Source organism: Pedobacter sp. B4-66 (assembly GCF_018492665.1).
Lineage (GTDB): Bacteria > Bacteroidota > Bacteroidia > Sphingobacteriales > Sphingobacteriaceae > Pedobacter.
This window is the reverse complement of sequence record NZ_JAFVME010000010.1, coordinates 241551-263868: the sequence shown is the minus strand read 5'-3', so window position 1 is coordinate 263868 and position 22318 is coordinate 241551. Positions and strand designations below refer to the sequence as shown.

Genomic DNA, 22318 nt, shown 5'->3' with positions numbered 1-22318 from the left:
TTTAAGCTAGATTAAATGGTAGAGTGTATGGAAGTGAGTTATTTGAAACTGGCTCTGGAAGGACATTTATCGTCATTTGATCATCCGACTGGTTACCATTACTATCTACCGCTGTAAACAGAAATCGATAAGCTCCAGGTTCTGTTAATAGGGATACTTTGGGAGTTAATGTTGTTTGCTGTGAGACAAGTGCCTGTAATCCTTCTGGGATACTATACATATATTCCCAAAGCATACTAGATATCACAGATCCACCTTTTGGAGTTGCCGACGCACCAGAAATTGTTAATTGATTAGTAGGTAATGTTATTGATTTGTTTCCACCTGCATTTACTACAGGAGGTTGTGGTACACTGGATGGTGGCTCCATTTCCATAAACATAACTTGAAGTTGCAGATCAACCTTCACTGCTATCATATCCGGAAATTCCTGTAGCCTGGTGAATCTTTTGGTATTAGGAGAATCCAAATAAAAAACAGAGAATGTTTGCTCTAATTCATGTGAATAGAGAAGCTTTGAACCTGGACTTTTTAGTAAATCCCAAAGGGATAAATATTTTTCCCAGAAATCTTCTTTAGTATCAACAACTATGTGTCCTGATATCGTTACTATTTTGTCCTCAAAAAATCGTTTAGTTAGATCGTACTGCCTTCCGTTTTGGCCTTTCCAGTCGAAAGAATAAACTTCCTTTGATTTATATAACTGCAATAAATCATCGCTTCCAGAACCTACGGCATAGTTGTAAGCTGTCCACACATCCAAACCTTCCAGTTTATATAATCCACTTGCATTCATAATTTAGTCTCTCGTGTTTTTAGGTTGCTTAGTGTTGTTAATTATCTGATCAAGCTTGTCTGCAATACCATCTGTATTGTTTGCTGATCTCAGTGTATTTGTGTCAATGTTTGCCATGTGGAGTAATACACTATTTAAAATGCTAAGTTGATCTTGAAACCCTAATCCGAACTTTTCAGAAAGCTCCAATTCCCTTCTGTAGATATCTAATGCCTCTAATGAAATCGATTTTATCTGATCAGTTAAGTCATATTGTCCCCTCCACAATCCTTCTAATCGTTCAGCAGTTGGCTGGTTCATGGAAGCTGTTAAGGTATTAGGTTTTAAAGCTGAAGGATCTTTGTCTTTGGAATCATCCGGTGCAATCGTATCAATGTATTCAAGCTTCTTTTTGCCATATTCTTCAGCACGTTTATACAGCTCTTTTAGAGAGGCATCTTCTTCGGATGATATTGCACCATCAGCAAGAGCTGTATCAAGTTGTTCGTAAAACTTTTGAAGAAATTCAGCAGTAATTTGCCCTTTCAGTCCATTTAATAATGATCTTCTGATAATCTTTTCAAAGGCGCCACCAAAATCCTGTGCGCCATCAGTTAGAGTTGAAATGAACTCGTCAACGATAGTACTTAGGCCTGCACCAACTCGTTCAGCTCTTAAATTGTTGGCTAATTGTTGAGCAGTTTCATTAGCCTTAATTAAGTTTTCAACTATATTAGCGGTATTGGCATCAAGTTTACCTTCGTCAAGTAAAACCTGAAGTGATGCTATGTCGGTTGGTAATCCTTTTAAACTTCCACCTTTTTTTAAATCCTCAATAGCGAGTTTCTCGAAGATATTTTTTGCCTTCTCACCGTTGTTAATTTTGGTGATTAACTTATTTGTTTCAGCATCATTAGTAAGTAAGAACTTTCCTGATAATTGGCCTAGATATTTCGATTCGTTTTCATTTGCCTGTTTAATGGCAGCTTCATAGTCCTTTATTCTTTGGGTGCCATAAACCTGATCTAATAACGATATTTGACGCTCTAAAGCTTTATTAAGAGCTTCAGTCTGTTTATTTTGTAGGTTCCTAGAATATGCTGCTTGTTCTTCCCTTTGTGCGGAACGATCAAACAACTTAAAGACAGATTGGAAGATTGAAATTCCAGCACCTAGAATACCAAGACCAGCACCTAATTGACCAAGTGTGTCACCTTTAGAGCCGAAATCTCCAAAATCTTTTATCCCTTTCTTAATATTGCCAACCTGTCCAAGTACGTTCCCTAGTGTGCCCAGTACTTTGCCAAATTCTTCATCTACTAAACTAACAGAGTTTGCAATTCCATCTATTTGACCAGCAAGATCTATTAGCTTACCTGGTAGTTTTTGATCAAGAGCATCGGTCGATTGCTTTAATAATCGGGCTAATTCCTTCCTTAGTTCTGGGCTTCCAATGCCTTTCTTGATAAGTTCATCCAATAAATTTCCAGCGTTTGCAACAACTTTTCTTGCATTTGCTTCTGATAACTGGTCAATACCCTCGAACAGCAACTTATATGAATCCAGTTTCTTGATATGGGAATCATCCAAGTCCTTCAAATCGTCATTAAATCGGGTTGTCCTTTCTGCTTTAGCTTCAGGATCATTTTCAAGCGATTTTAGATCTTCATTGTATTTAGCAATAAGATTTAATCTTTCTTGTTGATAGGAGATAAGCGACTTAGTAAGGTCATCCTGCTTTTTTCTTTCAGCAGAAACCTCTTCATTAATTAAATTGTCATATAGCTTCAATCTGGCCAATTCCTGACCTGTCATTGTTGTAGGATCTTTATCTAAAAGCTTTCCTCTTTCAGCTTCAAGTTTTTGAAGGAAATTAACAGTAGTTGTAAGTTCATTTGCATACCTTTTATCGGCTGCTTCTTTTCCAAGTGCTGATTTATATTCTTCATATTCAGAATAAAGTTGTTTTTCCTTATCTAAGGATGTTTTTAGTTTCTCCGTATCAATCTCATACTGTTTGTACTCGATCGCCTTTTCCATTTGAGGCTTCAGATTCGGATTTATCTTCTTATTCTTAGGGTCGTTATTATATGCATCAATATCACGCTGCAAAGCCTTGTATTCTTCTCTGATCTCCTGAAACTTTTGCTCATCATCAGTTAGGGTTTTGTTATTGTATTTTGAATTGAGGTCATAAACTTTGTTAAGCATGTCAGCTTTCCTTTTTAAGGCTGCAGCTTCCTCGTCAACTAATTTTGTTGTCTCTTTAGATCGTTTTCCTGTTATTTTGGCGCGTTCTTCTTCCAGCTTGTCTATCTGGTTTTGTATTTTTACATAATCAGCTCTAGTTGATGTTCCTTTTTGATCATCCTTAAGTTTTTCTATATCAGAATCAATAACAGTTATGGTTCTAACCTGTTTGTCAACCTTATTGAGGCCATTTAGTTTCTGTTGAACAGCATCAATTTGCGTAAGTAAATTGTTGAAATTATATGATGCAAAAGTATTTTGCAGATCAATCGCAGATCCATTCAGATCAACCATTGCTTGTTTCTGTTTACCCAATTCTGCTAGTTGGTCCTGTAAATATTTTTTCTTTTCCTCTTCTGACTTTAGAGAATAAATCAATGCTTCATTTTGAACCTGAAACTCCTTTCCTAGCTCTTCAGCTTTGATATTAGATACTTCAAGTTCTTTTCTAAGGTCTTCTACATGTCTAACCATCGCTCCACCCTGATCACCAGTGCTGCGAATTAGGTCATTGTACTTTTGTATTTCGCTGTTAACTTCAACTATTTTAGCTTTAGCGTCATCATAACGTTTACTGATATCTCCGATCTCTAGTTTGTCATTTTCAGCATTTAGTTGTCTCTGTGCTTCAGCCGATTCTAATTTCAGATAGGCTTCTTTTGAAAGGTTGGAAAGTAATCCAGGGTAATGAGTTTGTAGTTCTTTGTAGGCCTTTGATTGTTGGAATTCGGTAGCGTTTTTGTCGCGAAGTATAGTGTTTAAATCATTTGCCTTATTTTTAAGATCTTCAAAGTGCTTAGCTGACTTTTCATTCTCATCGTTTAATTGCCTTTGAGCCTTTTCAGTAGCACTTACGCTATCATGTAAAGCGTACATTGCAACTCCCAATGCAACAGCAGCAGCTGCAACAAGTGCGTAGGGATTTGCCAGCATTACGGTGTTTAAGGCTGCTTGTGCCTTAGTTTCAATTGCAATCCATAAAACATGAAGCTTCTGCATTGCTGTTAGCCTCGCTCCATTAATCAAAGTAACTTCTCTGATTAGGTTAGTTGAGGTTTCCATGACTGCTGTAGCCATCAATGCAGCACGATAAGCACCATAACCGGCAATCAAAGCACCGAGTATGCTTAGAACTTTCTCGTAATTTTCTACCAACTCAGTAGCCAATTCAATAGATCCGGATAGGATACCTTCATTTGACCTACCAAGGCTATTTAACATCATATCCCAGGCATCTGAAAGATTTGCAAGCTGGCCAGTTAAGGTTTTAGATTGTTCTTGCATCAGGTTGTAGAAAATTCCTGATGATGATGTCATTGATTGGAAAGCTTTTTGAACTTCAGGGAAACCTACTTTTCCGGCTTCAACGAGTTTCATAACTTCTGATTCTGAAACACTGAATTGTTCTGCAAGTTCTTTTATGATCGGGATACCACGACCAGTAAACTGTTGGATGTCTTTTGAGTATGCACGACCTTGTGTTTGGAGGGTTCCATATAGGTAAACAATATCGCCTAGTGGAGCCGATACACCAGCTGCAACGTTTCCTAGCATTGTTAATGTGCCAGTAACTTCGCTAGCCTGTGTTCCATATGCCAGAAGTTGCTTTGCTCCAGTTGCTACGTCCTGTAAGCCGAAGGGAGTGGTAGCAGCTAAAGTAACAGCTTCCTTCATCAACTTATCAGCAGCTGACTTGCTTTTTAGCATTGTTGTAAATGCAACTTCGATTTGTTGGAATTCGCCCCTTGTTTTAACTAGGCTTTGAACAAAGCCAGTAATTGCAGCTACTGAAAAGGCACCGGTGATAGTTGCGCTTAGTGTAGTGAAAGCTTTATCAAGGCGATGACTTTCTGCTTCAGTACGGTCGTATAGACCAAGGATACGATTTTCAATAGCTTGCATTTGCCTATCGAAATCGGTCCTATTTATGAGTGCATCAAACTTTAAAGCTCCACCGTTTAAATCCATTATTCAAGTCCGTTTAAAAAGTTTTTATATTGATCCTGTTTATTTTTGGGTTTGTTTTCTACAGGTTTTTTATTGTCGTTACTAATTGTGCCTTCATCCTCATCTGGGTCATCTGGTACATAAACCGGCTGATCAATCATCATTAATTGAATTCTGATCCACGGTATTCCCCAAAGCACATACTTTTCGGTCCATCCAAAATGTGCGCAAATAGAACCTCTGGTTCCAAGTGTGCTTTTTAGACCTTCCGTTTTTCCTCTACCAGACTTGCTTTGGGTTGTGACGTTCTTTGGATCGCCACCATTAATCTGATAGAGAGTATAAAATCCGCTGTATTCATTAACTGACGGATGATTGTGGTTATTTTTAAGAGTTTTGAGGGCTTAAGTCTTGTGTGAAAGTATCTTGAGACTAGCCATATCAAAGGGTAATTATAGAAGCCCCACACAAATGGAATCACCGGTACATAGCAGTATCTGTTAAGCCATGCGATTGCTACAATTCTTGCTGTGCGTTTGTGGTTCACCTTAACCACTCTATCACTTTCAAGGAATACATTTTCCTGTAATGACTTTTCTACGATATCAAGTTTTAGGTACTGATCAGTTAAAAGATCAAGTGTTCCCAGGTAGGATTCATGAAGGGTGAATGTCCTTTCTCTATTTTTTGAAAAGAGTCTTAGTAGGCTTCTTTTAGGGATGCTAAATTCCATACCTCTGTCAAGAAGTATGTTGATAATACTTTGTTCTAGTTCCTTTTGTTGAATTTCTTCCACTGTGTTGCTGTTAGAAAGGAGGTTCAATTAAGAACCTCCTGTGTGAAATAATTGCTTAAATAGGTGCGTCTTGGATTATTGTTAATGTTTTAGTCCCAGCTTTTGCAGGTTTTAATACATCTACAGTCACTTCAAGTAATAGCTCCTGGTCTTGTCCAAGGCCACCATTCAGTTTCCCATAAATTGAAACATGGTTGTACTGAATCGAATCAAATCCTTCTTCTGGAATAACCTGAACAGTACCAACTAATGATACAGCATTGTCTTCTGAATAAGTTTTCTTTCCAGTGGCAGTTGTAACGGTACCACCTCTAATTTTTGCCAATGCATCGACATCAACATCTGGAATGCTGAATTTCATTCTTCTAGCACCTTGACGCTTGAATACTTTTAATGGATCTGGGCTTTCTTCAATCTCAACCCTTTTTTCAGATGGATCATCTTCTTCAAATGAGAAGGTTCCTTTGGAGGTATTGCCTAGTTTAACAAATACGGTCCCTGGCCCCCCGTCACTCGCTAATGGAGCGAAATTAAATCCATTTAACCCTATGGTTACTAATCCCATGATATTTAAATTTTAATGTTATAATTCTGTTAGTTGTTGAACCTTATTTCTACTCGGATATTGACTTTGTGCTGTTTGATCTCCTTTTCTTGTAATGCTCCAGATATATTTGAAATCCAGAAATTGCCACCATCGAAGTATTTGCCTCGTTTTTCTCCCAGTAGTACCTTAATGATGTTGACGATTATTTTTAACCGTTCTTTGTCGGCCACCGGAACTATTTCCCCGTTGATCTCTCGCTTTATGTCAGGGGCAAAAACATTTACATTTATCACTCCTTGCTGCCTATCTGCATCTGACATTGAAAGTGCATTGAGGCATACATCTTCTAATTTTGAATTGCCACGTTCGTTATTCTCGAATACAGATCCTGTAATTACATCAATGAGCTGTGGAACCTGCAAATAGGATAATACCTCATCTAGCCCGTCTTGTGGAGTTTTCATATTACACCTGCCTTTCCTATTTTATCCATTAACCTTGTCATGAGTTTAGGAAATTCAGTTTCCGCCAATTGCTCAGAAGGTGTTAAAACGTCGATTCCCATGGATTCGACAGCAGCAGCATAATCCATCCCAGCGACAACAACCAATGCGTAATAATTTTTAACATTCTGAGCAGCGTATTCATTGGCGGTATCAAGTGCCTTTTTTACTCCTAACTCTCCAGATTCTGTTTTACCTTTTTGCTCGAAGTTTACATACTTAGGTGAACCGTTTACATAAATAACATAGCCAATAGAGCTTCTTAGATTACCGGTTTGATCCTTGTAGGTGTCAAGGGTTCTAGCTTTATTGACACACTTTTCTCCCAGTACTTTCAATTGGCGAATCATCACTCTCTCGATGTCAGCAGCTTTCTTTTGAAAAGCTTTCATTACATCTGCTTTTTTGAAGTGTGGCTTTATACCCATAACCTACAGTGTAAATTGTCCTGTGAAAATCTTCTCACCTCGGTTTCAAGTCTTATTTTTCTGTTTATATCAATAACCCTTACATCTTGTCCGTTAAGCAGATCTTCAACCCCAATAGCCATGAATACAATAGATCTGAACTGATAAAATGTACCTTCTCCGACCTGAATAATCGCCCCCTTGTCATTTGGCTGATCACGACAAATGGAAAAATCTTCCCACTGACCCTGATTGTTCTTGGTTTGCAGAATATGAGGATATTGAAAGCTAGTTACCATAGGTCTGATTTATCATTTACATCGTAAGAGACTTCAGGGCTAAGTAAATCTGGCATTCCAAGTTCCTTGCATAGTAGGCTGTAATAAGCGCGTACTCCAGCTATGTTTCTTTTAATCGAAAAATCACCTTGTGATAAATCAGGAGCAAGCAGCAATTCGGGAATTACAGTGATCAAAGCTTTTTTTACAATTACATCATGCGATGGGATATACTCTGATTCTGATGTAAGATTATCAGCCGATAAAATCACATCTAATTCATCGTTTCCCATGCTTAAATGAAACCGATTAAGTTTTGCTTGTATGTAATTCCCGATTGTCATATCCGTTAAGTATTACTTAGTCCAGGTAGTGTTTAAAGTGTCGACGAAAATCGTTCTTGAAGCATTGGCTAAAGCAGGAAATGCATTGGCCATACCTAAAGTTGATTCCACTAAAGGCTCATCATTCGCAAACTTTTTGATCAATACGTGACCACGTTTAACCTTAACAGCAGCACTTTCTACTGTCTCATCAGCTAAAGGAGCATGGAAGGTGGTTCCAAGTACTTTCTCAGGCGCAAAAGTGATTACACCATCTTCCCATGGCTCAACCGTAGTTCTGGAATTGTTTTTATCTTCAAATGTTAAAATTTGATCGATAACAATTATTTGAGCATACTTTTGGGAAGCCAGGTATTTGTTCAAAGAATCCAGCGTTGCACCAGCTTCAAGTTGGGTTGCTTGTAAAATCCAAGGAGCTACTTTTTTGATAACTTCTTCGGATACAAGCATTCTATCAACCGTGTCCTGATTAGTGAATGCATAGTTTACTACAAAGCCTGCGTCTTTAGCCTGTTTTTTCACGTTTTTAAACATGGTAATTGGCTTAGAAGTAGCTGCGTTAGCGTCAGTAATTGGTACTGCAACTCCGATTTTGTTTGCAGCTGGTACCAAAAAGTCAACATCTACCTCTGTAACTATACCGGCATTATTACCAGCATTTAATGAGATTTTAGCAGTTGAGGCAGCTCTTAAGGCTAACCACTCTAAACGGGCATTAACACCAGTCCAGCAGAATTCAGGATCATCCCAAATCCATTTCATTATTGCTAAAGCACCCTCAGTAGTATTTGCATAGTGCAATAACTGGTTGTACTCATTAATTTCGGATTCTACCTTGTCGCGCCCGATAGATGTCTTAGGGATATCTCCTTGCGCTCTTGATACAATCTGCCTTGTTTTTCTTGGTGAACGTGAATCAAACGACACCACATCTGCCATTACTGGGATACCTAGATCCGCAACAATGGCCTTCCATGTTAAGGTTGGTGTAAACCTTAATGGGAATAGGGTTGGGAAATAGAATGCGTTTAGTACGTAAGTATTTACGACTGCTTGCATGTCTTTTTCTTCAAGTCCTTGTATAAGTGATTTTCTCATTATTAAAAATTCCTTTCAAATTAAATTGTGATTACACCCATTGAGTTAAAGGCATTTTAGCCTTGATGTCGGCTGAAACAGCTGGTGCATTTACTGAATTCAATGAAGACCTTCTCCATGCATCAACTAGATGGTTACCACCTACAACCACATCAAAGTCATTACCTGTCACTAATGATGGTTCATACTTGAATGCTGAAGTAGTAGTTGCTGATTCGGCATTTGCCTGAATTAGTACACCACCGGTGGACACGGCTAATCCGAGTGTTGTACCAACTGAGATTACATCATAATTTGCATTTGATGTAACGATGTTAGTAATGGCATAGGCTTTTGCGCCTGTTTTAACGGCTAAAAAATCTCCAACTTTAAAGTTGTGACCTTTTTTTACCTGGTAATCTGTGGCGGTGTTAGTCGCATCAGCAGTTAAGGCAGCTGTTTTAACAACATGGTATAACCCATTGTTGTCGGCTCCTATTGGAGTCCCTGCAAGAACTGCTGCTTGTGTTAAATCAGCAACGGCCACTGTTACTCCACCAGGTACATCCTCGATCTTGGTGATAAACACCAATTTGCTACGAGTTTCTGTTCTCTTAAAATTTTGCATTTTAATTTTTTAAAACGGTGAATAAATTAGATTTCTTTACCACCCAGATTGCCCCCAGTCTTGCTATCAGCAGCTTTACTATCAATGTAAGCCTGTACATTAGTAGAAATGCCGTTCTTGTTGGATTCTCCCATCAGTGGTGCGGTTTGTGAGCTAAGTCCTTTGTCAGAAAGATCCTGATTGAAAGCTTCCAAGTCAGTCCCAGTTTCCGTTAAAAATTCTTCAAAGTCCTCGTCTTTTTCAAACGACATGCGTTTGAAGTCTTTTAGAATCTTGATTTTAAAGACTTCTTTATCATCAACATCTTTTAAGATGTCTTGAAGCCTTGTAAGCCTAGATTCTACTGTTTTTCCCTGTTCTAAGGCTTCAACTTTTGCTATCAATGTTTTATTCATTTCAAGCATCCCTTTTGCCCAGGCTGGAGCTTTATCCCCAGTTTCTCCTGGATTCGGATCGTCATCATCGACTTCGCCCCCAGTTTTTGGTTTTTTAGGATCAATGCCATTCTTTTTCAAAGCATCCTCTACACGCTTATCGCCTTCTGTTTGTACAAGTCCTGATATCATGATTACAAGACCATCTGCACCTTCAACGGCAGCTTCGACTTCATCTTCTTCATTGACACCGGTTTCGATGTGATCAGCTACTTTGTCCAATACAACTTTAGGAGTGTTTTTATGCTTTTTTCTAAGCCCAGCAAAGATTTCTTTTCTATATGCCATAGTGTTAAACTAATTAGTTGATCAAAATTAGTTTAATACGTATCTAATAGAAACAATTACTAAGACAAATGGCCTTAAAATAGCAATAATGATAACTTTTGTAGCAGTAAACTGATTAGTTTATTTTTTTGCTAAATTATTTGGATATTAGAAAATAGTAACTTATTATTGTATTGTCTTTTAGGGGATTCAGCAACCTTGCCCTATTAGATCGCAACAACAACGGATTAACAACTTAACAGCAATATTATGATAGATCAGTCTAATGGTCGTGGCACGTCGTGTACCACGAGTAAAGAGCAATCACAGCTCGCAAAAACAAAGATTACTTTGATGGTTATTGGAGCAGCCTGGTTATTGGCACTTTGTGTCTTGTACATCAGTTTCCAAAATTCAAAGTCAATAAAGGGGCAGAGTAATTCATCCGAATTCGTTAAAAGCAAGTAACATTATGGTTTCATTAAAAATAACCGGTATGGGCAAGGACCATGCGGAGATCATGGTATTGGTCAATATGGAGCTGGATAATGCTATTAAAAAGCATCCTTTCTGGCCTGAATGCAATATTAAAAGAGCAGCAATTGTCAATGAAGAGGCTGGTGAACTAGTCAGAGAAGCTAATTTACTGGATGAGGGAAAAGGATCTATTCAGGGATTAAAGACCGAATGTATCCAAACTGCAGCCATGGCAATTCGAATGCTGATACACTTATATCAGGATGAGATTCCTAAAGATGTAACCAATAAACCCCAACGATTTAACCACCTCACTAAAGAATACATCAATTCAACGCTGATCAAGAATGTAACTCATTTAAGGAAGTCAATGGGTTTTTCACAGAATGAGTTTGCAAATCGATACAACATTTCTCGATCGTCCGTAGGATCATATGAAGAAGGTAGAGCCAATCCGAGCTATTTATTACTTATCCGGCTTTCGGAGGACATTGAAATCGATATTAAAACAATTCTAACAGAGGACTTAACACGCAGATAATGGAAACAGGAAGTCAATTAAAGTCATTCCTTCATTTACTTGGAAGGGATAAATACAAAATAATTAAAGGTGGTGCTGAAATAAGAGGCATCAGCAACCTAGAGGGTACAATTAAAGAAGCCAATACTATCATAGATAAGAATGGTTTTGATTTAAAGATCGTAAACAATGCATCAATGGCTTCATATGGAGCATTTGAGGTAAGGGAGGTGGCAGTATGACAGATTTGTTAAAATTTACTGAAGCAGTAAAGAAAATGCGAGATGCTCAGAAAGAATATTTCCGTACAAGATCTGGAATATCATTAAATCAGGCTAAAAAGTTGGAATCGGATGTTGACAAAATGATTGATCAAGTCGGTATTCCATCGATGACAAGTCAAGGGAACCTTTTTAAAAGTTGATCATGGTTGAAATAATAACGGATGCATCTAAGATGCCATTTGGACAATACAAGGACTATCCAATGGTTAACGTTCCAGCTGAATACCTTCTTTTTCTGCACGATAATAATAGAGCAGGTAGAGTTTCTGATTACATCACGGCAAATATGGATGTGTTAATTAAAGAGGTTAAAACAGGTAAAAACAAAAGATTATCAAAATGACACTTTCAAAAGCTAAAAAACACGTCGCATCCAATTACGGGTACTCTAATTGGACTGAAGCCATATCTGATCAGGAGTCTGAGGTTTGTGAAATGATGAATTATGAGGCTCAGGTACTCGTTCAATTATACAGAATTGATACTGGACGATTGGATTACGAGTACTCGATAAATTGGGCTAGGGGATTTGTTATTGGGATTTCTATTGTGATTCTGTTGCTGATTTTAAGCCTTAAGGTTGTTCAGATTTACAACGAACCAACAGATTCCCAAGTGTCAATAGAACGTGAAGGTCGCAGATCAGTAGGATATTAAAAGGAAGGGGATACACCTTTCGATGTAACCCCAAATTAACGCTCTCAGGAGCTAATATAAGAACTTAAAATTAAATAACATGTTACCAATAGATTTCCCAGAATCCAATATTGTTTTAGGTAAACCGGCTTCTATGACTGATGATCAGTGCATACCATTAAGCGCATACAAAGGAGAAGATAACGATGGTTTTCAATTCTTCTTAACTGCATGGGTGCCTAACAAAGAAGATCTCGAAGCCTTAAACGCTGGTCGACCACTATATCTTAAAGTTATTGGAAACGGATTTCCTCCTTTAGCTATGTACACAATGGATGGTCAAAATCAATGTAATAGCCCACGATGAATAAAGTAGTATTCAAGTTCTTCTACATTTTGGCTGTTGCATATGCCGTTTTTTTAATTAAACCTGGCATTGTATGGTCTTTTGTTATAGGATGTTACGCTGGGGTTTTACTGTCTGAAATAGAGAGCGACTTTTGGGAGGATGAGCCATGATTTTCACAACACATTACTACCTGTCCAACGGCACAAAATGGAGTGGGCCAAGATTGAATTGCCTTTGTTGGTCACATGCTGAATTCATGGCATTTATCAAAGGTGTTGAAGTTACTGGCAGATTACGTGCTGAAATTGATGAGGAAACGGGAGTTAGAATTGATTATGATTTACCACAACTAAATTGAAATTAAGAGATATGAAAGCAAAAATAATTTTCGCCATAATAATGTTGGCTGTCGTGTACATATGCACTGTGATTTTTGGAAATAAACACTAACTAATATGAAAAAACAAGAATTTTTACAACACATCGTGAATCGATTAGAAAGTGGTGAAAACGATTCATTGAAAATGTCACTAAACAATGTCCACGCACAGGGTTTATTCTCTCTTGTGGTTGATGGCTCAGAAGCTGGTAAACTAACCAGGATTTTTATAGCGGATAAAAAACTTAAGCCGTACGGTGTTCAATTGCATACACATAGGTATCCTATTCGATTAACAGCCATAAAGGGCTCTATTAAGCAGTATTCTGCATCTGAAGTAAATTATCCCGATGGTCATACCGTGGAACTTTCACGATATGGTTACAAAAGTTTCTTAAATGGGGGTAAAGGATTAATGTACCACTCCGATCGAAACTACAGAGTTGATGAGTTTACCGTTCCAGTTGGTGGTACAATCAATATGAATACTGAAGAGTTTCATACAATATCCTGTTCAAAAGGATCTATGTGGATTGTTGAAGAGCTTGGATTTGATAAGGATGAAAGCCTAGTGCTAGGCGTCCCGTTTGTTGTGGATGCCCTTTATACTGAACCAAAGCAGTTTCAGATAAATGATAAAGTTCAAGCTGTGATAATGGTTCTTAAAGATATGATTTCTGATTATAATAGAGTATAGCCATGAATAAACTAAACATATTTGAAATAGTTAGGAAGTATTTCCCTGAAAAGGAATACGCATTAATGCAAGAGGTTCGTAATGCAGCTGGATTTGGTGCTAGTAGATCCGCTGATTACATGGCAATGAATTTATGGCCTTCTCGTGGCCTTTCTCTACACGGTATTGAACAAAAATCATTTAGATCAGATTGGACAAAGGAATTAAAATCTCCTGAAAAAGCTGATGAGATTTTCAAGTATTGTGATTATTGGTGGTTACTAACCACTAATGATGGTGTTGCTAAAATGGATGAAATACCTGAAATGTGGGGGTGGCTTCATATAGCAAACGGCAAGATTAAAATATTAAAGGATGCTCCTAAGTTGGCCCCTTGCTCTATGGATAGAAGTTTTCTCGCTTGTATTTTGAAAAGAGCAGCTTCTAAAGACGGATTTATCAGGGCTGACAGCATTGCTGAACGTTTAGAAGTTGCAAAACTGGAGGGTGAGAACTCAAAAAATTATAAGCTTTCTCAAATGGAGGAAAGGCTTTCAGTATTACAAAAACAATTCAGTGAATTCAGGCAGTATACCGGAATAGATATCGGTCAGGTAGATAGCTGGAGACAGACTAATATGGAGAAGGTGGGGAATGCTGTTAATTTAATTACCAAAGGTGGTATAGATCATCTAGTTGATCAGATATTGCAGATCGAATCTACAGCAGAAAGGTTGCTAACTGGTATTAAAAACAATATAGCCAACTTAAAACCACCAGTAACTCAATAATATGAAGCCAAAATCAATAATAATATTCTTCGGTATGATGCTTACAGGTTATTTAATTGGCGCTATGTTTCAAGGTTTAAATACTCGAACGTGGGACACTACTGCTACAATAATCTATCTGTTTTGGTTTGTGCTTTCTGGACTAGTTTGTTTGGCAATTAATACGGATTAATATGGAAAAACAATACTGTCAAGTTTTTAAGATAGGCAAAAGTCATTATGGTAATATCAGTAGAAAAAGATGTAAAAGCATTGCAATGCACGAGTATAACGGCAAACTACTATGTGTTAATTGCTACAAACAAAAAAAAGGATAATGAAAACAGAAATAAACAGTGAGAATAAAGCAAATTTTTTTGCACAATACATGTTTCAACGAGTATTAATGTGGCATGCTGAATCTATTTTGTATGCTGTTGATGGGAGTGATGTAGATATTGTGTCCACAAAGCGTAACGAATACATTTTAGAGCTGAAACCGCTTTCAGCCATAACTGATGAAGATTCAGAAGTTTTTAGATTGATAATGCATTGGCCAGCAAAAGGAAATAGTGTTGCTCAAACAATCGTTTTATTAAATGATCAAATGTTTCCTGCAATTGCTATAGACTTTCTAAGATCAAAAGGGTATGCTGTGTCATGGATGGGCTTGTCGGTGAATGAATTGGTACGGGTAGGTTGGGTTAAGTTAAAGGAGGGATGTACTAATGGGCTGTGATATACATTTGTTTGCCGAACAAAGGATTGATGGCAAATGGAAAAGTTTAGATAAATATACTAAGAATGAAGATTATAGCGAAGGTGATGAATTTGGTGAACCCGAATTTGAAATAAAACGTGAAGATAAGTTTTACTCAGGAGGTCGAAACTATAATCTTTTTTGCGCACTGGCTGGTGCAAGATCATTCGAGTTTTGTAACGAACCAAAAATAGTTGCTGCACCTCGTGGCATTCCTTTGGATAGCTGCGAAGAGATTAAGCAAGAGGTTGATAGGTATGGAACTGATGGTCACACGCACTCTTTTCTTTACCGGTATGATCTTGAAAACTTTGATTGGCGGGATTACGGTGAAACCTGCAATGATTTTTTACTGGAAGTAATTCCAAAGATGATTGCTACAGGAGCAAGCGAAGATGATGTTAGGATCGTTTTCTTTTTTGATAACTGATTTAAGGGAGGCATAAACTATGACAATAGAAGAGCTAAAAGAAAGTATTGCTAAACAGAAAGGCTATGATGATTGGGCCAACGTAAGAAATTTCGGTTGGAGATCAGTTGAGGACTTAATGATGATAGTCGCATCAAAATGGACCCTATACAATGCGAAGGCTTTTAAGATCTGGTGCGATAATCAAGTAATTGCAGGACGAACTACACATAAATTATTTTTAGACTGGCAAGAATCAATAAAATGAAAGCAAGAGTAATTAACGGTCGTAATATAGGCACATATGAAGTAGAAGTTAAACGGTATTGGTTATCATCGTGGGAGCCATTATATGTTAATGGTTCAATGTTTCCATGGAGAGGGTCGTACAATAATGCAGTTAAGATTAGGGATGAGTTTTTAAGGAAGAATCGATGAATCCAAACTATAAACCACTAAATAAGAAGTAATGAAAACATACGTACTTACGGTTTCCCGTAATTTCCCAGTAACGCATTCAATGAAAGGACAGCCTACCAATTTCTTTCAGAAGATACTAAGTAAAGAGAAGAAACATACCATTCGGGCTAATTACCCATTATGGAAGAAGCGCATTGATGAGGTGAATCAAGGCATTGCGATAATTTCGATTAGACAATGGTCAGATAAACCATATTGTAGCCCTCAACAAGAGATAATGCAGTTTGGTAAGGGACTAATTGGGGTTCAGAAACTTACTGTTGATTTTTTACTGGGATATTGGATTGATGATATCGATAATGATGTAACAACTTCAATTTTGGCTGAAAATGATGGTCTTTTAGCTTCAGAATTTAGGGAATGGTTTAAAAAAGTTAAGCATAACGATGAGTTGGCAATTATACATTTTACTGATATGAGGTACTAGTCATGAAGAGTATTAAACTTAAAATGGTCAGCGGTATGAAAAACAAGTACCTGCCTGTTATGCCTGATGGTAATCCTATACCGAATGTTGTAAAAGACTCAATGGAATTAATTGTTGAACCTGAATTAAGTGATGCTGGATATTGCAAGTTGAAGCTGGAGGTGTATTTAAAGATGGAAGATGTTAAGGAAGCAATGGATAATGCTCATTATTTCCCCGGCATAATTAACCTTACTCTGTAAAATAAAACTCATGAGAGATACGCTTTATATGAAATGTAAGGAACTTAGACTAACCTGGCTTAGGCTATGTAAGAATAGAACAGCCAGGATTATGTTACTTGTTTATATCCTTGGAATAGTAGTAATCGATATCGTCTTTGCAATTCTTGATGTAAAATGAAAATTGAATACATGAAAAAACTGGAATTAACCGAACAAGAAGCTTTAGACCTATATCAGGCCTTGGTAATGCTTATGAAACAACTTGACGAATCTGGAGAAATAAGAGACACCAATTTTTCAGATAGATTGGAAAAGATAGCTGATAAAATTAAGTAAATTTGAATATGGAATCAGGTAGTAAAATCACTTTTAATGGTATGGATCTTAACGAAGGTTTCGGCATAAAGCTAGAATCTAGTTCGGTAGATCGTGGTGATTACATAGAACATAATCATATATGGATTGAAGAGGCGGGCCCAATTGATACCGAGGTTTTTGAAAAGATTAAATCACGTTTGAAAAATAGTGATAGTGTAGCAACAGAAATATCAAATAATGATTAGCAAAATGATGAACGTAAATTATAACTTACAGATAGATGGGGTTATTGCCGATATAAAACGTGTTTTGCCTTGCTTTGATATAAATGATATTGCAGCAATATTAGAATACCATAAAGAAAAAGTAGCACAACTACCATCAAGGTTTTTGGGCGACTTACCAGTATTACAGGCTATTAAACACTTTCTTCTTAGAGGGGATAGCATAGAAGATGCTTCAATACAAGTGATTAAATTAATTGATATCAATTCACTGCTTAGTTTATCAAAGTCTTCGATTGGCATTAAGCATTATTTTGATATTACTTTGTTGTATTAACTATTAAATAGAAAATTAAATGAAAGAGCAAGAGTGGATCTTACTTGATGGAAACCCACCTGAAGAAGGCGAAGAGTTAGTCTTACTACAGAAAGATGGGAATGTTATTGATTGTGAAGGAATATTTTATATTGGGTTTAGGACCCCAATAGGTTACCAATTCGTGAATGATGACATTAGTAACCCAATCTACTACCTGGATGTAACCCATTATAAATACAGACATGGTGAATTAACAAATAATGAGTAACGATATGAAAAATCAATTATTTGGAGAAATACATCGCATGGGAACCATGAATAGCCTTTCAGAGAAGGATAGGACATTATTAAGTGAAATAAATAAAACGCCTAATAATCCTGGTATGGAAATGCTCCTTAAGGAAGTGCATCAAGAGGCCTCGAATCAGCTTGATCAGTTCTACAAGGCATTAGACGTTCAATTTAAAGCTGTTTATGACAAGGCTATCTCTGATGGTGTTATAAAAGGAAAACCAACTAAATCTAAGTTTAAAAAAGCTGGATTTGACGTGTGTTATCATGAAGGTGTTGGGACTTACATAAGGAGGAACGGGGAACGTGTGTCTGAAATAGTTAGTATTAAAAGTGAAATTTAAATGGCAGTTATGAAAAACAGTCAAAGGATAATTTTGGGAGGAGTTTCTTATGGTAAAACAGTATTTCTTAGGTTGTATAAAGATATAATTGATTCTATGGCTAAAAACGAATTTGAGCGTAACCGTCCATTAACTCAGGCTGAAATGATATATTATTGTACAGGCACACCAATAGACCAAATTGAATACCTTTTCAAGACTTTTGAGGTTCAGGGTTTGTTGTTGGAAACTGATATCATGCAATTGGCCAGTATGGGTATTCCTATTTTTAAGGCATTTGCTGATCATTTTGGTTGTGAAATGTCCCAAGTTAGACCAATGAGCCGTGATCATGTAATCAGGTACCCAGATTTCGTGACCGTTATTGATAAACTAACCTCACCAGGTGGACTTTTTTATCTGGACAAGAAACCGAGTTTTGCATAATGGATAAGATACAATTGCAATTAGGGGATAAGGATATAATAATAACACCTGTTAAAGGTCAGAGAGAACTTTTTTCAGTTGATATTGATAGAATATTTGCCGGATACGTAGACTTATCAAATACTGATAGAGAATTCTTATTGAATAAGTTTTCAAAGCATGAAATAGAACAAATTGAATCGGCAATTAAAAATAAACAATAAAATGACTGGACAAGAGCTATTAAAGAAATACCTAGACAAGAAAGACGACTATTCACGGGTGGTTATGACTGCATTATATGTAGAATCAGATCGTATTTATGAATTGCTTGAAAAGGCAGAAGCAGAAGGTAAGAAGCTAGCAATTGAATATCCTATTTCTCCTGATGTGGGGCCATCGGAACCGATAATAGTTATAAAATAACTATTCCGTTATTTTAGATATGATTGCATCAAGTGTTTTGATCATGTCATCATACAGATCTGGCATTACTTGTTTAAAGATCTCGTTACCTGCAAATTTATTCTCAAACATGTGGGCAATGAATTCTGCTTCAGACATACCCGGCCTTGAAAAATATTCTTTTGAATGTCCCATTCCGAACCGCTTATTTAAAGCCATAAGCGTATCATGAGCAGCACCAACTTTATTCATTTTGTCGTAATCATTGTTTACAAAGCTATCAAAACCTAAATCTTGCAATGTGCTATCAATAGATTTGTATTGTGCATTGTTCCTTTTAGAGAATGTACTCCTGTACTTATCCATTACATTTTTTATGTCAGGCATGGTTCTAATGTTGTGCTGCCAATCAATAGCATGGCCATACTCGTGATAAACTACAGCCTCTGAATACCATTTACTATCCAGCCTTCTTTTATCGAATGGAATATTTACATAGTTTTTGTCAGGATGGAAGTATGCACCGCCAATCTCATTTTTTAAAGGAGTAGATCTGTTTAGTAAATCAAATAGGTTTTTATCCACTTTAACACCAAGCTTATTCTCATAAAATTCAATGTTAGCAGGAGCATAATTTACCTTTTCCGGAACAATAGGCTTAACATCTGCTTTCTTAATAATTGGTTTTGTGGTGTCGAATTTTAAACCTTCAGCTATCTTGCCGTTTTTAAAGTTGTCTCTGATGAAGTATGGCGTTGATTTAGCGCGTTCAGCTCTATCTTTGTTGTCATTGATCCACTTATTGAAATTAGGTGGCATAGCGGTCACCTTATTGACTGAATCAGGCAAAGGCTCTTTGCCTTGCAATATCCTGATATCATCAGCATCAATTTCCTCATCTGTTTTAAGGATCGATATCATAAAGCACCGGCATTGTGGGTGCCACCCAACAAATTTGAACTCCTTTGGATATCTACCGGCAAGCGTGACACAAGTAGGGCAATGGTTAGGGTTATTGGATAGCTTTACTTCGATACCAACAACAAAGTCCATCTGATTCCAGCGCATATGATCACTGGCCTTATATGCCATGTTGGTTTCGGTCCTTGTCAAACGCATTGCGTTTTTGTAGGATGATCTGTAAACACCTTGACCAGGATTAAATCTATCTGCAGCTTGTGATAGAACTAAATTGCCATGCTTGTCTCTTATTCTTCTGAATAGCTTTTCTGGCTCTTTTAGGTTAGCTCTAAGCATTTGACTCAACACTGTGGCTGGCTTACCTTCACCAAGGCCTAAATCAAGAGACAGCTCCATTTCTGACTTCAAAGACTGTGTGTAATTCCAAACCCTATTTGATAGGGTCATGCCATCAGATTTACGATCTTGAAATGCCTTTAGTGCTTCTAAGTTATGATCATTGTATTTGTTAAGCTGCTTTTTTGTAAGCTTACTACTCTTGAAAATGGTATTGACTAAATCATCGTTTTTTTTAGCAGCTTCCAGCCATTCTGTTTCACTTCCGGTTTTGATGACCAGGTTAAGGTTTGAATAAACCTGTTTGAGTAGATTGTTTACCCTATCATTTGTTTGCGGGTAATCAGAAAAAGAAAACAACTTTTCCTGATCAACATTTTTAAGCGTTGAGGCTATTTTCGCAAACTCATCAGCAGCCCAATTATAAATAAAGTCCACTTTGGAAGCATATTTTTCAATACGGTCAAAGTGGGCCTTTTCATAAGCACTTGAATTAATGTTCTTGAATTTGCGTTTAGCCATCTAAGGGATGATTCTTACTGTTTTGGTGGTGATTGAAGCTTTTTAAGGCATGCCTTGCATGTTACTGACTTTACCGTGTAAGTATACGATAGAACTTCAGGTGCCTTTTTGTTACCCGTGATGCAGGGTATACCTGCATAATGCACTGTTTTTTCCATGGTTATAAGATTAAATTATTCAACAGGAGGCCCATAAACATCAAGTGTTTTGGATTCCTTATCTTCAGCTTTAAGTTGAGTCAATTCAGCATCAGAATCTTCAACTAGTCCTGAAAGTCTTATTGCTGTTTTTTGAGAAACTATAGGTTTACCACCGGTGGCAATGGTCATAAGATTAATTGCACCTTCCTCATCATCGATCATGTAAGGCGTTAATTCTGGATCAATATCCAAATCATCAATAATTGACTTGAATTTGTTATTCATTTCACCAAGAAGCGTTTTAATGATGCTATATCGCCTTTCCATGTATGGAATGTATATTTCTTCTTTATCTCTGACCTTTAAATGTGGTTCCATGAAGAGCATCTTTCTTGCAAAGCCACTTTCAGCGCCAATAGACTTCATAGATTCAATGGAGACATCTGGAGTGCTGGTAAGTGTGTTGATCATTCTAAGCTTGGTTTCCAGCGATAGTTTTACTGATTCAGGGGCATGATCCCAGCTTAAATATTTTGCTTCTGTATTTGGGGCACCTTCGATAATACCACCAGTTTCACCTTTCTTAGCGAAACCAACAACTTTACCGTTAACGAAGATCTTTGGCCATGCATGATAGGCAATTGTGTCATCGAAATTTGAAAGCAGTGTTTCTATTTCACTAATCAGATCTTCGACATCATAATATTCAACTTCCTCCTGGCTACCATATACAATAGGCATTTTCTTGTACTTGAAAATGCTTTTGCTCTCTTGTACCCAATCCTGGTCAGTATTACTCTTCTTCCAAAGAACTCGCTCCTCATCGGTAAATGTTTCAAAATACTCAACTGGCTTTCCATCAATGTCGTTTCTTTGGAACTCCCTGCTGAAATGAACAAAATCACCAGTACTATCCCAAATAGGATATAGCTTGGTGCCATCTTTAGGGTTAAATAGTGTTACTCGAAGCTTATATTTTGAGGCGAATCCATACCCCATAAACTTAGTATCAACTGGAACTAAATACCAGTATTCTGCCACTTCCTTATAAGATGAAATGGTTTTATATATCGTTCTGTCAAGAGAAAGTGTTTTGTTTCTTTTAAGTACTTTTTTGAGTGCCAACAGCAAACTTTTAAGATCTTCTCTATTTTGTTCGATTTCTGCATTAAGCTTTACAGGATTACCAAAAGCGAAGGCAGCACCTAAACCAATTATCTTTTTTTGAAGGGCTAAAGACACCCTGGCAACCTTTACCGAATCAGGACCCTTATCAGTCTTGATTGGTTTATCAGGCCTTATAGCGTGATCATGGATATCATGTTGTTTAGGATCCAATTGTTTCTTTAGCTTTTTAATATCAGGGTTAGGAGTGGCCCTATTCTTTAAGATCTTAATCAGGTCTGATACTTTGGCACCAGGTGAGATATCATTTATTTTCATGCTTTG

Annotated in this window: 37 protein-coding genes; 23 read left to right on the top strand and 14 right to left on the bottom strand. The window is 37.1% G+C overall.

Annotated elements, in window-relative coordinates; genetic code table 11:
• Window position 1: 1 nt before the first annotated feature.
• The 12 genes from J1905_RS18020 to J1905_RS17965 all read right to left on the bottom strand — a co-directional run bounded on the left by J1905_RS18020 (window position 2) and on the right by J1905_RS17965 (window position 10274).
• Window positions 2–796 (bottom strand): PKD domain-containing protein, encoded by a 795-nt coding sequence (locus tag J1905_RS18020; RefSeq protein WP_214228657.1) that lies wholly within the window; start codon window positions 794–796, stop codon window positions 2–4.
• Window positions 797–799: 3 nt separating this feature from the next.
• Window positions 800–4993, bottom strand: coding sequence for a tape measure protein (locus tag J1905_RS18015; protein WP_214228656.1), 4194 nt, complete (start codon window positions 4991–4993; stop codon window positions 800–802).
• Complete coding sequence (locus J1905_RS18010; protein WP_214228655.1) at window positions 4993–5136, bottom strand: hypothetical protein; 144 nt, start codon at window positions 5134–5136, stop codon at window positions 4993–4995. Before J1905_RS18010 ends, J1905_RS18015 begins: the two co-directional genes overlap by 1 nt.
• A gap of 95 nt (window positions 5137–5231) precedes the next feature.
• Entirely contained in the window at window positions 5232–5768 is a 537-nt protein-coding gene (locus J1905_RS18005; RefSeq protein ID WP_214228654.1) for a hypothetical protein, read from the bottom strand.
• Between the two features lie 55 nt (window positions 5769–5823).
• The gene (locus J1905_RS18000) at window positions 5824–6333 is read right to left on the bottom strand and encodes a hypothetical protein (protein ID WP_214228653.1); all 510 of its coding nucleotides are present in this window, start codon (window positions 6331–6333) and stop codon (window positions 5824–5826) included.
• A gap of 29 nt (window positions 6334–6362) precedes the next feature.
• Window positions 6363–6779, bottom strand: a complete 417-nt coding sequence (locus J1905_RS17995; protein ID WP_214228652.1) for a hypothetical protein — start codon at window positions 6777–6779, stop codon at window positions 6363–6365.
• Window positions 6776–7246, bottom strand: a complete 471-nt coding sequence (locus J1905_RS17990; RefSeq protein ID WP_214228651.1) for a hypothetical protein — start codon at window positions 7244–7246, stop codon at window positions 6776–6778. Before J1905_RS17990 ends, J1905_RS17995 begins: the two co-directional genes overlap by 4 nt.
• A complete protein-coding gene (locus tag J1905_RS17985) occupies window positions 7237–7524 on the bottom strand; it encodes a hypothetical protein (protein ID WP_214228650.1) in 288 nt (95 codons plus the stop codon). The genes J1905_RS17990 and J1905_RS17985 overlap by 10 nt, the downstream gene beginning before the upstream one ends.
• The gene (locus J1905_RS17980) at window positions 7518–7847 is read right to left on the bottom strand and encodes a DUF6706 family protein (RefSeq protein WP_214228649.1); all 330 of its coding nucleotides are present in this window, start codon (window positions 7845–7847) and stop codon (window positions 7518–7520) included. The genes J1905_RS17985 and J1905_RS17980 overlap by 7 nt, the downstream gene beginning before the upstream one ends.
• A gap of 12 nt (window positions 7848–7859) precedes the next feature.
• Window positions 7860–8945 (bottom strand): major capsid protein, encoded by a 1086-nt coding sequence (locus J1905_RS17975; RefSeq protein WP_214228648.1) that lies wholly within the window; start codon window positions 8943–8945, stop codon window positions 7860–7862.
• A 31-nt stretch (window positions 8946–8976) separates the two neighbouring features.
• Window positions 8977–9552, bottom strand: coding sequence for a hypothetical protein (locus J1905_RS17970; RefSeq protein ID WP_214228647.1), 576 nt, complete (start codon window positions 9550–9552; stop codon window positions 8977–8979).
• A 26-nt stretch (window positions 9553–9578) separates the two neighbouring features.
• A complete protein-coding gene (locus tag J1905_RS17965) occupies window positions 9579–10274 on the bottom strand; it encodes a hypothetical protein (protein ID WP_214228646.1) in 696 nt (231 codons plus the stop codon).
• Between the two features lie 249 nt (window positions 10275–10523).
• On the opposite strand from J1905_RS17965, the gene J1905_RS17960 reads away from it, so the two are divergent.
• The 23 genes from J1905_RS17960 to J1905_RS17850 all read left to right on the top strand — a co-directional run bounded on the left by J1905_RS17960 (window position 10524) and on the right by J1905_RS17850 (window position 18971).
• Window positions 10524–10721, top strand: a complete 198-nt coding sequence (locus J1905_RS17960; RefSeq protein WP_214228645.1) for a hypothetical protein — start codon at window positions 10524–10526, stop codon at window positions 10719–10721.
• 4 nt (window positions 10722–10725) lie between these two features.
• Complete coding sequence (locus J1905_RS17955; protein ID WP_214228644.1) at window positions 10726–11271, top strand: helix-turn-helix domain-containing protein; 546 nt, start codon at window positions 10726–10728, stop codon at window positions 11269–11271.
• The gene (locus tag J1905_RS17950; RefSeq protein ID WP_214228643.1) at window positions 11271–11492 is read left to right on the top strand and encodes a hypothetical protein; all 222 of its coding nucleotides are present in this window, start codon (window positions 11271–11273) and stop codon (window positions 11490–11492) included. The genes J1905_RS17955 and J1905_RS17950 overlap by 1 nt, the downstream gene beginning before the upstream one ends.
• A 184-nt stretch (window positions 11493–11676) precedes the next feature.
• Window positions 11677–11877, top strand: a complete 201-nt coding sequence (locus J1905_RS17945) for a putative quorum-sensing-regulated virulence factor (protein WP_214228642.1) — start codon at window positions 11677–11679, stop codon at window positions 11875–11877.
• Complete coding sequence (locus tag J1905_RS17940) at window positions 11874–12191, top strand: hypothetical protein (RefSeq protein WP_214228641.1); 318 nt, start codon at window positions 11874–11876, stop codon at window positions 12189–12191. Before J1905_RS17945 ends, J1905_RS17940 begins: the two co-directional genes overlap by 4 nt.
• Window positions 12192–12324: 133 nt before the next feature.
• Complete coding sequence (locus J1905_RS17935) at window positions 12325–12537, top strand: hypothetical protein (RefSeq protein ID WP_214228640.1); 213 nt, start codon at window positions 12325–12327, stop codon at window positions 12535–12537.
• 148 nt (window positions 12538–12685) lie between these two features.
• Entirely contained in the window at window positions 12686–12877 is a 192-nt protein-coding gene (locus J1905_RS17930) for a hypothetical protein (RefSeq protein ID WP_214228639.1), read from the top strand.
• 97 nt (window positions 12878–12974) lie between these two features.
• Entirely contained in the window at window positions 12975–13595 is a 621-nt protein-coding gene (locus tag J1905_RS17925) for a hypothetical protein (protein WP_214228638.1), read from the top strand.
• Between the two features lie 2 nt (window positions 13596–13597).
• On the top strand, window positions 13598–14365 hold the full coding sequence (locus tag J1905_RS17920) for a hypothetical protein (protein ID WP_214228637.1): 768 nt from the start codon (window positions 13598–13600) through the stop codon (window positions 14363–14365).
• 316 nt (window positions 14366–14681) lie between these two features.
• The gene (locus J1905_RS17915; protein WP_214228636.1) at window positions 14682–15083 is read left to right on the top strand and encodes a hypothetical protein; all 402 of its coding nucleotides are present in this window, start codon (window positions 14682–14684) and stop codon (window positions 15081–15083) included.
• Complete coding sequence (locus tag J1905_RS17910) at window positions 15073–15534, top strand: hypothetical protein (RefSeq protein ID WP_214228635.1); 462 nt, start codon at window positions 15073–15075, stop codon at window positions 15532–15534. The genes J1905_RS17915 and J1905_RS17910 overlap by 11 nt, the downstream gene beginning before the upstream one ends.
• 19 nt (window positions 15535–15553) lie before the next feature.
• A complete protein-coding gene (locus tag J1905_RS17905) occupies window positions 15554–15781 on the top strand; it encodes a hypothetical protein (RefSeq protein WP_214228634.1) in 228 nt (75 codons plus the stop codon).
• On the top strand, window positions 15778–15951 hold the full coding sequence (locus J1905_RS17900; protein WP_214228633.1) for a hypothetical protein: 174 nt from the start codon (window positions 15778–15780) through the stop codon (window positions 15949–15951). Before J1905_RS17905 ends, J1905_RS17900 begins: the two co-directional genes overlap by 4 nt.
• Before the next feature lie 31 nt (window positions 15952–15982).
• Entirely contained in the window at window positions 15983–16420 is a 438-nt protein-coding gene (locus J1905_RS17895; RefSeq protein WP_214228632.1) for a hypothetical protein, read from the top strand.
• Window positions 16421–16455: 35 nt separating this feature from the next.
• Window positions 16456–16662 (top strand): hypothetical protein, encoded by a 207-nt coding sequence (locus J1905_RS17890; RefSeq protein ID WP_214228631.1) that lies wholly within the window; start codon window positions 16456–16458, stop codon window positions 16660–16662.
• Between the two features lie 156 nt (window positions 16663–16818).
• Window positions 16819–16980 (top strand): hypothetical protein, encoded by a 162-nt coding sequence (locus tag J1905_RS17885; RefSeq protein WP_214228630.1) that lies wholly within the window; start codon window positions 16819–16821, stop codon window positions 16978–16980.
• Between the two features lie 8 nt (window positions 16981–16988).
• Entirely contained in the window at window positions 16989–17207 is a 219-nt protein-coding gene (locus tag J1905_RS17880; protein WP_214228629.1) for a hypothetical protein, read from the top strand.
• A 4-nt stretch (window positions 17208–17211) separates the two neighbouring features.
• Window positions 17212–17523 (top strand): hypothetical protein, encoded by a 312-nt coding sequence (locus J1905_RS17875; RefSeq protein WP_214228628.1) that lies wholly within the window; start codon window positions 17212–17214, stop codon window positions 17521–17523.
• Between the two features lie 19 nt (window positions 17524–17542).
• A complete protein-coding gene (locus tag J1905_RS17870) occupies window positions 17543–17773 on the top strand; it encodes a hypothetical protein (protein WP_214228627.1) in 231 nt (76 codons plus the stop codon).
• The gene (locus J1905_RS17865; RefSeq protein WP_214228626.1) at window positions 17766–18140 is read left to right on the top strand and encodes a hypothetical protein; all 375 of its coding nucleotides are present in this window, start codon (window positions 17766–17768) and stop codon (window positions 18138–18140) included. Before J1905_RS17870 ends, J1905_RS17865 begins: the two co-directional genes overlap by 8 nt.
• A 9-nt stretch (window positions 18141–18149) precedes the next feature.
• Window positions 18150–18566 carry a hypothetical protein gene (locus J1905_RS17860; protein ID WP_214228625.1) on the top strand — a complete coding sequence of 139 codons (417 nt, stop codon included), beginning with the start codon at window positions 18150–18152 and terminating at the stop codon, window positions 18564–18566.
• Window positions 18566–18769, top strand: a complete 204-nt coding sequence (locus tag J1905_RS17855) for a hypothetical protein (RefSeq protein WP_214228624.1) — start codon at window positions 18566–18568, stop codon at window positions 18767–18769. Before J1905_RS17860 ends, J1905_RS17855 begins: the two co-directional genes overlap by 1 nt.
• Before the next feature lies 1 nt (window position 18770).
• Complete coding sequence (locus J1905_RS17850; RefSeq protein ID WP_214228623.1) at window positions 18771–18971, top strand: hypothetical protein; 201 nt, start codon at window positions 18771–18773, stop codon at window positions 18969–18971.
• Here J1905_RS17850 and J1905_RS17845 read toward each other — a convergent pair whose 3' ends face one another.
• Together J1905_RS17845 and J1905_RS17840 are read right to left on the bottom strand one after the other, a co-directional pair.
• Window positions 18972–20729, bottom strand: a complete 1758-nt coding sequence (locus J1905_RS17845) for a hypothetical protein (RefSeq protein ID WP_214228622.1) — start codon at window positions 20727–20729, stop codon at window positions 18972–18974.
• 173 nt (window positions 20730–20902) lie between these two features.
• Window positions 20903–22312, bottom strand: coding sequence for a phage portal protein (locus J1905_RS17840; protein WP_214228621.1), 1410 nt, complete (start codon window positions 22310–22312; stop codon window positions 20903–20905).
• Between the last annotated feature and the right edge of the window lie 6 nt (window positions 22313–22318).

Excerpts from the sequence above, each read along its gene's own strand:
- J1905_RS18020 (WP_214228657.1), bottom strand. The coding sequence starts at position 796 with ATGAATGCAAGTGGATTATATAAACTGGAAGGTTTGGATGTGTGGACA.
- J1905_RS18015 (WP_214228656.1), bottom strand. The coding sequence starts at position 4,993 with ATGGATTTAAACGGTGGAGCTTTAAAGTTTGATGCACTCATAAATAGG.
- J1905_RS18010 (WP_214228655.1), bottom strand. The coding sequence starts at position 5,136 with ATGATGATTGATCAGCCGGTTTATGTACCAGATGACCCAGATGAGGAT.
- J1905_RS18000 (WP_214228653.1), bottom strand. The coding sequence starts at position 6,333 with ATGGGATTAGTAACCATAGGGTTAAATGGATTTAATTTCGCTCCATTA.
- J1905_RS17995 (WP_214228652.1), bottom strand. The coding sequence starts at position 6,779 with ATGAAAACTCCACAAGACGGGCTAGATGAGGTATTATCCTATTTGCAG.
- J1905_RS17990 (WP_214228651.1), bottom strand. The coding sequence starts at position 7,246 with ATGGGTATAAAGCCACACTTCAAAAAAGCAGATGTAATGAAAGCTTTT.
- J1905_RS17985 (WP_214228650.1), bottom strand. The coding sequence starts at position 7,524 with ATGGTAACTAGCTTTCAATATCCTCATATTCTGCAAACCAAGAACAAT.
- J1905_RS17980 (WP_214228649.1), bottom strand. The coding sequence starts at position 7,847 with ATGACAATCGGGAATTACATACAAGCAAAACTTAATCGGTTTCATTTA.
- J1905_RS17975 (WP_214228648.1), bottom strand. The coding sequence starts at position 8,945 with ATGAGAAAATCACTTATACAAGGACTTGAAGAAAAAGACATGCAAGCA.
- J1905_RS17970 (WP_214228647.1), bottom strand. The coding sequence starts at position 9,552 with ATGCAAAATTTTAAGAGAACAGAAACTCGTAGCAAATTGGTGTTTATC.
- J1905_RS17965 (WP_214228646.1), bottom strand. The coding sequence starts at position 10,274 with ATGGCATATAGAAAAGAAATCTTTGCTGGGCTTAGAAAAAAGCATAAA.
- J1905_RS17960 (WP_214228645.1), top strand. The coding sequence starts at position 10,524 with ATGATAGATCAGTCTAATGGTCGTGGCACGTCGTGTACCACGAGTAAA.
- J1905_RS17955 (WP_214228644.1), top strand. The coding sequence starts at position 10,726 with ATGGTTTCATTAAAAATAACCGGTATGGGCAAGGACCATGCGGAGATC.
- J1905_RS17950 (WP_214228643.1), top strand. The coding sequence starts at position 11,271 with ATGGAAACAGGAAGTCAATTAAAGTCATTCCTTCATTTACTTGGAAGG.
- J1905_RS17945 (WP_214228642.1), top strand. The coding sequence starts at position 11,677 with ATGGTTGAAATAATAACGGATGCATCTAAGATGCCATTTGGACAATAC.
- J1905_RS17940 (WP_214228641.1), top strand. The coding sequence starts at position 11,874 with ATGACACTTTCAAAAGCTAAAAAACACGTCGCATCCAATTACGGGTAC.
- J1905_RS17935 (WP_214228640.1), top strand. The coding sequence starts at position 12,325 with ATGACTGATGATCAGTGCATACCATTAAGCGCATACAAAGGAGAAGAT.
- J1905_RS17930 (WP_214228639.1), top strand. The coding sequence starts at position 12,686 with ATGATTTTCACAACACATTACTACCTGTCCAACGGCACAAAATGGAGT.
- J1905_RS17925 (WP_214228638.1), top strand. The coding sequence starts at position 12,975 with ATGAAAAAACAAGAATTTTTACAACACATCGTGAATCGATTAGAAAGT.
- J1905_RS17920 (WP_214228637.1), top strand. The coding sequence starts at position 13,598 with ATGAATAAACTAAACATATTTGAAATAGTTAGGAAGTATTTCCCTGAA.
- J1905_RS17915 (WP_214228636.1), top strand. The coding sequence starts at position 14,682 with ATGAAAACAGAAATAAACAGTGAGAATAAAGCAAATTTTTTTGCACAA.
- J1905_RS17910 (WP_214228635.1), top strand. The coding sequence starts at position 15,073 with ATGGGCTGTGATATACATTTGTTTGCCGAACAAAGGATTGATGGCAAA.
- J1905_RS17905 (WP_214228634.1), top strand. The coding sequence starts at position 15,554 with ATGACAATAGAAGAGCTAAAAGAAAGTATTGCTAAACAGAAAGGCTAT.
- J1905_RS17900 (WP_214228633.1), top strand. The coding sequence starts at position 15,778 with ATGAAAGCAAGAGTAATTAACGGTCGTAATATAGGCACATATGAAGTA.
- J1905_RS17895 (WP_214228632.1), top strand. The coding sequence starts at position 15,983 with ATGAAAACATACGTACTTACGGTTTCCCGTAATTTCCCAGTAACGCAT.
- J1905_RS17890 (WP_214228631.1), top strand. The coding sequence starts at position 16,456 with ATGAAAAACAAGTACCTGCCTGTTATGCCTGATGGTAATCCTATACCG.
- J1905_RS17885 (WP_214228630.1), top strand. The coding sequence starts at position 16,819 with ATGAAAATTGAATACATGAAAAAACTGGAATTAACCGAACAAGAAGCT.
- J1905_RS17880 (WP_214228629.1), top strand. The coding sequence starts at position 16,989 with ATGGAATCAGGTAGTAAAATCACTTTTAATGGTATGGATCTTAACGAA.
- J1905_RS17875 (WP_214228628.1), top strand. The coding sequence starts at position 17,212 with ATGATGAACGTAAATTATAACTTACAGATAGATGGGGTTATTGCCGAT.
- J1905_RS17870 (WP_214228627.1), top strand. The coding sequence starts at position 17,543 with ATGAAAGAGCAAGAGTGGATCTTACTTGATGGAAACCCACCTGAAGAA.
- J1905_RS17865 (WP_214228626.1), top strand. The coding sequence starts at position 17,766 with ATGAGTAACGATATGAAAAATCAATTATTTGGAGAAATACATCGCATG.
- J1905_RS17860 (WP_214228625.1), top strand. The coding sequence starts at position 18,150 with ATGAAAAACAGTCAAAGGATAATTTTGGGAGGAGTTTCTTATGGTAAA.
- J1905_RS17855 (WP_214228624.1), top strand. The coding sequence starts at position 18,566 with ATGGATAAGATACAATTGCAATTAGGGGATAAGGATATAATAATAACA.
- J1905_RS17850 (WP_214228623.1), top strand. The coding sequence starts at position 18,771 with ATGACTGGACAAGAGCTATTAAAGAAATACCTAGACAAGAAAGACGAC.
- J1905_RS17845 (WP_214228622.1), bottom strand. The coding sequence starts at position 20,729 with ATGGCTAAACGCAAATTCAAGAACATTAATTCAAGTGCTTATGAAAAG.
- J1905_RS17840 (WP_214228621.1), bottom strand. The coding sequence starts at position 22,312 with ATGAAAATAAATGATATCTCACCTGGTGCCAAAGTATCAGACCTGATT.